The sequence below is a fragment of the Nitratireductor sp. GCM10026969 genome (assembly GCF_042660605.1).
Taxonomy (GTDB): domain Bacteria; phylum Pseudomonadota; class Alphaproteobacteria; order Rhizobiales; family Rhizobiaceae; genus Chelativorans.
This window is the reverse complement of record NZ_JBHSUM010000155.1, coordinates 1-9499: the sequence shown is the minus strand read 5'-3', so window position 1 is coordinate 9499 and position 9499 is coordinate 1. Positions and strand designations below refer to the sequence as shown.

Annotated in this window: 9 protein-coding genes, 1 tRNA gene and 1 pseudogene; 6 read left to right on the top strand and 5 right to left on the bottom strand. The window is 65.8% G+C overall.

Annotated features, from left to right (window positions below; genetic code table 11):
• Positions 1-344 (bottom strand): annotated as a pseudogene (locus ACFP9U_RS21040) (hypothetical protein); the annotation flags it as partial.
• A gap of 170 nt (positions 345-514) precedes the next feature.
• On the opposite strand from ACFP9U_RS21040, the gene dgcN reads away from it, so the two are divergent.
• Positions 515-1510, top strand: a complete 996-nt coding sequence (dgcN, locus tag ACFP9U_RS21035; protein WP_378624463.1) for an N-acetyltransferase DgcN — start codon at positions 515-517, stop codon at positions 1508-1510.
• A 6-nt stretch (positions 1511-1516) separates the two neighbouring features.
• Here the strand turns inward: dgcN and ACFP9U_RS21030 are convergent, their stop codons facing one another.
• A complete protein-coding gene (locus ACFP9U_RS21030; RefSeq protein ID WP_322451011.1) occupies positions 1517-1975 on the bottom strand; it encodes a DUF305 domain-containing protein in 459 nt (152 codons plus the stop codon).
• Positions 1976-2135: 160 nt separating this feature from the next.
• On the opposite strand from ACFP9U_RS21030, the gene ACFP9U_RS21025 reads away from it, so the two are divergent.
• Positions 2136-2588, top strand: a complete 453-nt coding sequence (locus ACFP9U_RS21025) for a hypothetical protein (protein ID WP_378624461.1) — start codon at positions 2136-2138, stop codon at positions 2586-2588.
• 67 nt (positions 2589-2655) lie between these two features.
• Here ACFP9U_RS21025 and ACFP9U_RS21020 read toward each other — a convergent pair whose 3' ends face one another.
• From ACFP9U_RS21020 to ACFP9U_RS21010, 3 genes are all read right to left on the bottom strand, one after another.
• The gene (locus tag ACFP9U_RS21020; RefSeq protein WP_378624459.1) at positions 2656-3456 is read right to left on the bottom strand and encodes an FAD binding domain-containing protein; all 801 of its coding nucleotides are present in this window, start codon (positions 3454-3456) and stop codon (positions 2656-2658) included.
• A gap of 90 nt (positions 3457-3546) precedes the next feature.
• Positions 3547-5895 carry a xanthine dehydrogenase family protein molybdopterin-binding subunit gene (locus tag ACFP9U_RS21015; protein WP_378624457.1) on the bottom strand — a complete coding sequence of 783 codons (2349 nt, stop codon included), beginning with the start codon at positions 5893-5895 and terminating at the stop codon, positions 3547-3549.
• A gap of 142 nt (positions 5896-6037) precedes the next feature.
• Positions 6038-6523: a (2Fe-2S)-binding protein gene (locus ACFP9U_RS21010; RefSeq protein WP_322451015.1), complete on the bottom strand. Its 486-nt coding sequence runs from the start codon at positions 6521-6523 to the stop codon at positions 6038-6040.
• 209 nt (positions 6524-6732) lie between these two features.
• On the opposite strand from ACFP9U_RS21010, the gene ACFP9U_RS21005 reads away from it, so the two are divergent.
• The 4 genes from ACFP9U_RS21005 to ACFP9U_RS20990 form a co-directional block, all read left to right on the top strand.
• Positions 6733-6808, top strand: a tRNA-Thr gene (locus ACFP9U_RS21005).
• 154 nt (positions 6809-6962) lie between these two features.
• The gene (locus ACFP9U_RS21000) at positions 6963-8642 is read left to right on the top strand and encodes an ABC transporter permease (protein ID WP_378624455.1); all 1680 of its coding nucleotides are present in this window, start codon (positions 6963-6965) and stop codon (positions 8640-8642) included.
• A gap of 15 nt (positions 8643-8657) precedes the next feature.
• Positions 8658-9299: an ATP-binding cassette domain-containing protein gene (locus ACFP9U_RS20995; RefSeq protein WP_378624454.1), complete on the top strand. Its 642-nt coding sequence runs from the start codon at positions 8658-8660 to the stop codon at positions 9297-9299.
• Positions 9296-9499, top strand: a 204-nt coding sequence (locus ACFP9U_RS20990; RefSeq protein ID WP_378624452.1) for a hypothetical protein, incomplete at its 3' end; no start/stop codon positions are given. The genes ACFP9U_RS20995 and ACFP9U_RS20990, both read left to right, overlap by 4 nt.

Sequence of the window (9499 nt, the reverse complement as noted above, 5' to 3'; positions counted from 1 at the left end):
GCGTTCGCGCCGAGGTCTCCGGCGCCGGATTCTTCCGTGGCGGAAAGCCGGTCTTCGCGCGCCTCGCGCGGCGCGAAATCGAGTTCGGCCCCGCTTTCCGGTGGAGGCGAGGCGGCCGGCGTTTCGGCCGGCGCCGCCGGGAGGAACTCCCCTTCAATCTCGATGATCAGTTCCTTGACGCGCTCACGGCGGGCGCGCACGTCCTCGGCCGTGAGGTCCCCCCTGGACTGAATGGAGCGTTCGAACGCGGCAAAGGTTTGCCGGTAGACCCTTTCGCGGAAGGCCCTGTCCTGTGCGTCGCCCTTTTCCAGCGCGCTCCTGATCGCCCTCTTGATCGCCTCCAATTGGCTCTCCGCCTTTTTGTCCCTTACCAATCGTTAACCGCAGGCGGCGGCGCAATCAACGACCTCGTCCCGTCTGCACACCGAAAGCGTGCCTGGACCAAAAGGCGCTGCTTGACAGCGCGATGCGCTGGCTTCAGCTATCGGAGCGGTTTTCTCGACGGAGCGACGGCATGCTGAAGACGCCCTATCTGCTTTTCCTCGGTGACGCGCCGGACCAGTTGGCGGCCAAGGTTGCGCAAGGAATCAAGGACTGGCGGCCCGAATTCTGCATCGGCCAATTGCGGCTCGAAGGCTGCAAGGCCGATCTCGGCCTTCCCGAAATGGGCGTTGAGGAGGCGCGCGCCGCCGGCGCCGAGACGCTCGTGGTGGGTGCCGCCAATCGCGGCGGCGTGATTTCGCCCGCATGGCTCGACACGCTGCTCGCCGCTGCCACAGCCGGCATGGACATCGCCTCGGGCCTTCACAACCGACTTACCGCGCTGCCCGAACTCGTCGAGGCGGCGGGCAGGGCCGGAACCCGCCTCTTCGACGTTCGCGTGCCGCAACAGGAATACCCGATTGCCGAGGGCAAGCCCCGCACCGGCAGGAGATGGCTCGCCGTCGGCACGGACTGCTCGATCGGCAAGATGTACACCGCGCTCGCCATGGAGCGCGAGATGCATGCCCGTGGCATGAAGGCGAGCTTCCGCGCCACCGGACAGACCGGAATCCTGATCACCGGTTCGGGCGTCCCGCTGGATGCCGTGGTGGCCGATTTCATGGCTGGCGCGGTAGAGTGGCTGACGCCGGACAACGAAGCCGATCACTGGGACCTGATCGAGGGCCAGGGCAGCCTGTTTCACCCCTCCTTCTCGGGCGTCACGATGGCCCTGATCCATGGTGGGCGGCCGGATACGCTGGTGCTGTGCCACGAACCGACCCGCACCCATATGCGCGGCCTGCCGCACTATTCCCTGCCTTCGCTCGAGGCGCTGCGCGACCTGGCGCTCGAGACGGCGCGGATCGTCAATCCGGAGGTGAAAGTCACCGGCATCTCCGTCAACACCGCCGCGCTCTCGGCCGAGGACGCGCAACAATGCCTGCGGGAGATCGAGGAGCGCATGGGTCTGCCGACGGTCGATCCCTATCGCGACGGCGCCGGCCGGCTGGTGGAAACGTTGCAGTAGACTCGGTCAATTCTGCTCCCTATCCCCCAAGTCGCGCAGGAGGGATTTCATTTCCGCGATCTCACGCCGCTGCGACTCGATAATCTGGTCGGCGAGCTCACGCACGCGTGGATCGGAAAGCTCTGCGCGCTCGCTCGTCAGGATAGCGATGGAATGATGCGGGATCATCGCCCGCATCCAGGATTCATCTTCGATCGTCCGCTGACTGCGCACAAGATAGAGTGCCGCAGCGAAAATCGCCACGGCAGCGAGCAGGACTGTGATGTTCGCGGCGGGCTTGGTGTACATGTGGAGCATGAAGAAAAGCATGACGACGGCCATCGTGGCGCCCATGAGGAAAGCCATATAGACCCGCGTTTCGCTCCAGTAGACGTGGTCAAGACTGTAGGTATTTAGATACATCACGCCGTACATCACCATGACTGCGGTAACGATCATGGCTGCAAAGCGGGCATACGCTGACATGGCCATGGCTCCGTAAAAGCAGTCAACGGCTCGCTGGCGGACCGGGTTCCGACAAGCGGTTCAATCACCTTTCCCGCGGCGCCTGGCTTAAAGCGTCAATTCTGAACGAATCCTGCGGTCAGTTGTTAGGGCACGGCAGCAGTCATGAAAGGAGAAAGCCATGACGAGGCTGATCACGACTTCGATCGCGGTTGCGGCGTTGATGCTCCCCGCCGTGCCCGCCTTTGCACAGGACGCAGCAATGGTTCAGGTCGCCGAAAGTGAGGAATACGGCCAGTACCTGACCGACGGCGAAGGGCGCGCCCTTTATCTTTTCACCGCCGATACGCAGGGCCAGGGCGACACCCAGGCGCAGGTGTCCTGCGAAGGCGAGTGCCTTGATGCATGGCCGCCCTTCTACACCCAGGGTGAGCCGCAGGCGGGCGGCATGGCCGACGCCTCGCTGCTCGGCACGATCGATCATGAAGGGCAGATGATGGTCACCTACAATGGCTGGCCGCTTTACTACTTCGCCAGGGACGAGGGAGCGGGCGCCACCTCCGGCCAGCATATCGAGAGCTTCGGCGGCGAGTGGTACCTGGTCTCGCCCGAGGGCGAGCAGATCGAAGAGTAAGCCGCCCCAACGGCAAAAGAAAAGGCTCCCCGCGCGGGGAGCCTTTCCGTCGGTCGAACGCGCGGCCTCAGCCGGCGGCCGCCTGGACCGCCCGCTTGGCCATCACCACGACGAGGTTCGCCCGGTATTCGGCGGAAGCGTGAATGTCGGACATCAGCCCGTCCGCAGGCACGCGCACGGCGTCGAGCGCCGACGGCGCGAAGGAGGACGCGAGCGCCTGCTCGATCGCGTCGGCGCGGAAGACGCCGTCCTCGCCGGCGCCCGTCACCGCCACACGCACACCGTCGCCCCGTTTGGCGACGAAGACGCCCGTCAACGCGTAGCGCGAAGCCGGGTTCGGAAACTTGGCATAGCCCGCCTTCTCCGGCACGGTGAAGGAAACGGCGGTGACGATCTCGTCCTCCTCGAGGGCGGTGTCGAAGAGGCCAGTGAAGAAGTCGTCCGCCGCAATCTCGCGTTTGCTGGTATGGACGGTGGCGCCAAGGGCCAAGAGCGCCGCTGGATAGTCGGCCGCGGGATCGTTGTTGGCGATGGAGCCGCCGAGGGTGCCCATGTGGCGCACATGCGGATCGCCGATATGGCCGGCCAGATGGCAGATCGCGGGGCAGGCCCTGGCAAGCGCGGCATCGCTCGCCACTTCTGCATGCGTCGTACCGGCGCCGATCTTCACGCTGTCGCCGGAAACCGTGATGCCCTTCAGTTCCGCAATGTGCCGCAGGTCGACAAGATCCGACGGCGCGGCAAGCCGCTGCTTCATGGTTGGGATGAGCGTCTGCCCGCCAGCGACGAACTTGCCGTCATCCGCCTCGGTGAGCGCTTTCACCGCCTCGGAAACGGAGGAAGTCCGGTGATAGGTCGTCTGGTACATCCTGTTCTCCTCTCAGGGTGAATGGTGAATGGGAACTCGGGCGGATGCGGCGCTGAAAGATTTGCGCCGCACCACGCATCATTTCACCGTTCACTGTGCGCTCTGCATCGCCGCCCACACCTTTTCCGACGTGGCCGGCATGGTCAGGTCGTTGTTTCCGATCGCATCCGTGATCGCGTTGATGACCGCCGGCGGCGAGCCGATGGCGCCGGCCTCGCCGCAGCCCTTGACGCCGAGCGGATTGCCGGGACAGGGCGTGTTGGTGGTCGACACCTGGAAGGAGGGCAGGTCGCCCGCCCGCGGCATGGTGTAGTCCATATAGGAGGCGGTGACGAGCTGGCCGGAAGCGGGATCGTAGGTGCAGCCTTCCAGCAGCGCCTGGCCGATGCCCTGCGCCAGCCCGCCATGCACCTGTCCCTCGACGATCAGCGGGTTGATGATGTTGCCGAAATCGTCGGCCGCGACGAACTGGATGATGTCCGTGTGCCCCGTCTCCGGATCCACCTCCACCTCGGCGATGTAGCAGCCGGCAGGGAAAGTGAAATTGGTCGGATCATAGAAGGCGCCTTCCTTCAGCCCCGGCTCCATGCCGCCGGGCAGATTGTGCGCGGTGTAGGCGGCGAGTGCCACCTGCGCCCACGGCAGGCTCCGGTCGGTGCCGGCCACCTTGGCCTCGCCGTTTTCGATCACGATATCGCTCTCGTCGGCCTCCAGGAGGTGGGCGGCGATCTTCCTGGCCTTGGTCTCCACCTTGTCCAGCGCCTTGACGATGGCCGACATGCCGACGGCGCCGGAGCGCGAACCGTAGGTGCCCATGCCCATCTGCACCTTGTCGGTGTCGCCATGGACGATTGAGATCTGCTCGATCGGCACGCCAAAGCGCGTGGCGACCACCTGGGCAAAGGTGGTCTCGTGGCCCTGGCCATGGCTATGCGAGCCGGTCAGCACCTCGATGGTGCCGGCGGCGTTCACGCGTACCTCGGCCGATTCCCAAAGGCCGACGCCGGCACCGAGCGAGCCGACGGCCTGGGACGGCGCGAGGCCGCAGGCCTCGATGTAGCAGCTCATGCCGATGCCGCGCAGCTTGCCGCGCTTCTTCGCCTCCTCGCGCCGGGCGGGGAAGCCGGCATAGTCGGCCTCGCGCATGGCCGCGTCCAGCGAGGCTTCATAGTCGCCCGCGTCGTAGTTCATGATGACGGGCGTCTGATGCGGGAATTCACGGACGAAATTCTTGCGCCTGAGCTCCGCCGGCGAGATGCCGAGCTCGCGCGCCGCCGTCTCGATCGCGCGCTCCACAACATAGGTCGCCTCCGGCCTGCCAGCGCCGCGATAGGCGTCCACCGGCGCGGTGTTGGTGTAGACGGTCCGGACATTGCAGTGGATCTGCGGGATCGCATACTGGCCCGAAAGCAGTGTGGCGTAGAGATAGGTCGGTACGCAGGAGGAGAAGAGCGACATGTAGGCGCCCAGATTGGCGATGGTATCGACCTTCAGCCCGACGATGCGGTTGTCCTGATCAAAGCCCATCGCGACTTCCGTCACATGGTCGCGACCGTGCGCGTCGCAAAGGAAGCTTTCCATGCGGTCCGCCGCCCATTTCACCGGCACACCGGTGCGTTTGGAGGCCCAGAGGCAGACGACCTCCTCGGGGTAGATGTAGATCTTCGAGCCGAAGCCGCCGCCCACATCCGGCGCGATCACCCGGAGCTTGTTCTCCGGCGCCACATTGTAGAAAGCGCTCATGACGAGGCGGGCCAAATGCGGATTCTGGCTCGTGGTCCAGAGCGTGAAATGGTCCTCGGCCATGTCGTAGTGGCCGAGCGCCGCCCGTGGCTCCATCGCGTTGGGCACCAGCCGATTGTTGACGAGCTTGACGCGCGTGACGTGGGCCGCACCCTCGATGGCGCTGTCGGTCGCAGCCGCCTCGCCGATCTCCCAGTCGAAGATCAGATTGTTCTCGGCCTCGGGGTGGAGCTGCGGAGCGCCCGGCTCCAGCGCCTTCACCGCGTCCGTGACGGCCGGCATCTCCTCATAATCGACCTGGACGGCCTCCGCCGCGTCGCGTGCCTGGCCGCGGGTGTCGGCGATCACGATCGCCACCGCATCGCCCACATAGCGCACCCGGTCCACCGCCAGTGGAGACCATGCGCCCATCTTCATGGGCGAACCGTCCTTGGAGTGGATCATCCAGCCGCAGATGAGGTTGCCGATGCCGTCGTCCTTGAGCTGAGCGCCCGTCAGCACGTCGACAACACCGGGCATGTCCTTTGCCGCGGCCGTGTCGATGCTCTTGATCGCCGCATGCGCATGCGGGCTGCGCACGAACACGGCTTGCTTCATGCCCGGCACCACCATGTCGTCGACATAGCGGCCGAGCCCGGTGATGAAGCGTTTATCCTCCTTGCGCGCTACGCGCGCGCCGATGCCTTCGATTCCCATGGTGGACCTCCCGGATGTCAGGGGACGCGGCAGATGAGTGGAATGGGACGGTAGGGCAGCACAGCAGCCGCCCACCTTGTCCAGTCACTCTGCGCTACCGCCTTGCTCCCCCACTTGCCCTGTTACCTACTACTTTATTGCCCTACGCGGCCTTCGCCTTGCCTCCCATCGCCTCCGAGGCTGCGAGGATCGCCTTGACGATGTTGTGATAGCCGGTGCAGCGGCAGATATTGCCTTCCAGCTCATCGCGCACGGTCTTCTCGTCGAGTCCTTCCGGATGGCGGTTGATCATGTCGACGGCGGCCATAATCATGCCCGGCGTGCAGAAGCCGCATTGCAGGCCGTGGTGCTCCTTGAAGGCCGCCTGCACGGGGTGCAGCGCCCCGTCCTTCGCCAGCCCCTCGATGGTCAGCACCTCGCTGCCCGAGGCCTGGGCGGCCAGCATCGTGCAGGACTTCACCGCTTTTCCGTCGAGGTGGATGACGCAGGCGCCGCACTGCGAGGTGTCGCAGCCGACATGGGTGCCGGTGAGGCCCTGATTGTCGCGCAGGAAATGAACCAGCAGCGTGCGATCCTCCACCGTGTCCGAAACCTTGCGGCCGTTCACCGTCATCGAAACTTCCGCCATTTATTCCCTCCTAGAATTGCCGCCAGTTGCCATTGGCCGACATGGTTGCACATTATCTCACGATCGCGAAGAGTCCATTCCCTTTGGTGCGCGGTGGTCCGCCGCGGAGGCGCTCGGGCAGCGCCGGCGATTTCCGCACCGGGTTTTACTTGATCTTGCGGCGCAATGTCTGTATCAGCCGGCGCATCGGCGCGAAAGCGCCGTCGGTCGCCGCTTTAGCTCAGTTGGTAGAGCATCGCATTCGTAATGCGGAGGTCGTCAGTTCGAGTCTGACAAGCGGCACCACTCCGTCACTGCAGCTAGGCTGTTCCGGCATGAATCCTCGGATGGAATCCGAGGATGACGAAAGGTGGATGTTCGCGCGACACTGCGGCGCCGGCGAATACGGCGCGAGTGCCTTCTCATAGTTGACGCGACAACCCATACCCGGACGGCGCTGATGCTGACACGTCTTGGACCACCGCTCACCATTCTCCTGCTCACCGGGCCGGTCGCCTTCGGCCTGGCGGGAACCGTGTTGCCGGCGTTCGGCTTTCTGCCGGTGCTTGGCGGGACGGAATGGACCCTTGCCCATTTCCGAACGCTTTTCCAGGAGCCGGCCATCGTCACCTCCACCGTGCTCAGCCTCGCGGCGGGGCTGGTTACGGCCCTGGTCTCACTTCTTGCCGTCATGTTCTTCGTCGCCGGCTGGGGCGGGACAAGGCTGTTTTCACGTGTGCAGCACATGGTCTCGCCGCTCTTGTCCCTGCCGCACGCGGCGGCGGCGTTCGCGTTGGCCCTTCTGATTGCACCTTCAGGCATGCTGGCCCGGCTCGTCTCGCCGGGTCTGACGGGATGGGAGAGGCCGCCCGACCTGCTCATCGTGCACGACCCGTACGGTCTTTCCATGATGGCCGGGCTCATCGCCAAGGAGATTCCGTTTCTGCTCCTGATGACCCTTGCCGCGCTGCCGCAGGTGCCTGCGCAGCAGACCCGGATGCTCACCGCGGCGCTGGGCTACGGCCGTGTGGCGGGGTTCCTGCTGGGGGTTTGGCCGGCGGTCTACCGGCAGATCCGACTGCCGGTCTTCGCCGTCATCGCCTTCGCCACGTCCGTGGTGGACGTGGCGGCGATCCTGGGCCCGACACGGCCGGCGCCGCTGGCGGTGCGGCTGGTCACGTGGATGAACGACCCCGACCTGTCCATGCGCTACCTGGCCTCCACCGGCGCGTTGCTGCAGCTTGCCGTGACGGCAACCGCCATGACCGCCTGGCTCGCGCTCGAACGGGCGGGAATGTTTCTCTGCCGGCTTGCGATATTCAGAGGAATGCGGTTGCGGCGAGACGCGGTCGTGCGCGGGCTGTCGCTCGGCATGATCCTGCTGGCGGCGAGCGCAGTGCTTGCGGGACTTGCCACGCTGGCGATCTGGTCCTTCAGCGGCCTGTGGCAATTTCCCGATGCCCTGCCGTCGTCCTTTTCCCTGAAGACGTGGATCACCGCCCTGCCGCGGCTCGCGGCACCGCTCGGCACGACGCTGATTGCGGGGCTCGCCTCCACCCTGATAGCCGGCCTGCTGGCGGTCCTCTGCCTGCTGCGCGAGGAGGAAACCGGCCGCAGACCGGGGCGCGGAGCGCTGACGCTGCTCTTCCTGCCGCTTGTCGTGCCACAGGTGGCATTCGTCTTCGGCCTTCAGCTCCTCCTCATCTACACGGGCACCCTGGCGACGATGCCGGCGCTCATCCTGGCGCATCTGGTGTTCGTCATGCCCTATGCCTATCTGGCGCTCAGGGATCCGTGGCACGCCTTCGACCGCCGCTACGACCGGGTGGCGGCGGGGTTCGGGAAGGCGCGCTGGCGGCGCATCCTGCATGTGCGCCTGCCGATGATGACGCGTGCCGTGCTCACCATGGGGGCGCTCGGCTTCGCCGTCTCCGTGGGGCTTTATCTGCCCACCGTGCTGGTGGGTGCCGGACGGCTGACCACGATCACCTCGGAAGCGGTTGCGCTCGCGGCGGGCGGGGACCGGCGCGTCATCGGCGTCTACGCCTTCTGGCAAATGCTGCTTCCGATGGCGGGCTTCGGCATTGCCACGCTCCTGCCGGCGCTGATATTCCGGCGCTTCCGCGGCATGCAGGTGTGAAGGCAGGGCGATCGCTTGGCGGCAAAAGGGCTTTCTCTCGACAAGGTGACGATCGCACTCGACGGTCGCGTGCTTCTTTCGCTCACGCGCCACGTTCCTCCGGGATCCGTGCTGACCGTCATGGGGCCGTCGGGCGCGGGCAAGTCGAGCCTGCTCGCCCATCTCGGCGGCTTTCTCGACCCCGCTTTTTCCGGGCACGGTCGGGCGACGGTCGACGGCGTTGAGATCACCGCCCTGCCCGCAGAGGAGCGCCGCGTGGGCATCCTGTTCCAGGATCCGCTTCTTTTTCCGCACATGAGCGTGGGCGGCAATCTCGCCTTCGCCCTGCCGGAAACGGTGAAGGGCCGCGCGAATCGCGTGCGGCACGTCGATGAGGCGCTGGGCGAGGTGGGACTGGCCGGGCTCGCCAAGCGCGACCCCGCGACCCTTTCGGGCGGGCAGAAGGCGCGGGTAGCGCTGGCACGCGTCCTTGTGTCCCAGCCGCGCATGCTGCTTCTCGACGAGCCCTTCTCGAAGCTCGACATGGAACTGCGCCAGCAGATGCGCCAACTCGTCTTTTCCAAGGCGCGTGAGCGGGGCCTGCCCGTCCTGCTCGTCACCCATGACGAGGCCGATGCGGATGCTGCCGGTGGTGATGTAGTGAGGATCGGCGCATGAGGGGCAAAAGCCTTCCGGAACTGCCCGTCACCGCTGTCCTGCCGGCGCTGGAATCCGCTCTGGGAAACGAGGGGAAAGCCGTGCTCGTTGCACCGACTGGCGCCGGCAAGACGACGCTGGTGCCCCTGGCGCTGCTGGAGGCGGGGTGGAGCGAAGGTGGACGGATCGTGCTGCTCGAGCCCAGGCGGCTCGCCGCCCGT